The 331-nt window shown below is 50.2% G+C and carries 1 protein-coding gene; it reads right to left on the reverse strand.

Features of this window, described 5'->3' with window-relative positions; all coding sequences use genetic code 11:
- Positions 1-331 (reverse strand): T9SS type A sorting domain-containing protein (locus tag CALK_RS11760; RefSeq protein ID WP_034638471.1); only part of this gene is annotated, 331 nt, incomplete at both ends.

A 331-nucleotide genomic window follows, 5' to 3' on the forward strand; every position in this document is an offset into this window, starting at 1 on the left:
CACCCGAAGGATGTACATACCCCGTGTGAGGTTATCCACTGACATGCCAGCAAGGCGGGCATTGTCATGGGCAGCGGTCACACTGTTTTGATTCACCAATCGTCCTTGCAGGTCAAACAGTTGTACTGTGTAGTTGCCCTGCTCAGGAAGCTGGAGATTAATCTGGTTGTTCATCACTCCGGTAAACGCCGCTTGTGATGTTACGGCATCACGAGTGTTTTCTGTTTCAATGATGGATGTGGTAGGATCATCATAGAGCCACTCTCCGTTGGGGATGAGGTCAGCATCACCCAGGAATGGATTGATGGAAACAGACCAGATACGGCCTTCA

This window comes from Chitinivibrio alkaliphilus ACht1, from assembly GCF_000474745.1.
Classification (GTDB): domain Bacteria; phylum Fibrobacterota; class Chitinivibrionia; order Chitinivibrionales; family Chitinivibrionaceae; genus Chitinivibrio; species Chitinivibrio alkaliphilus.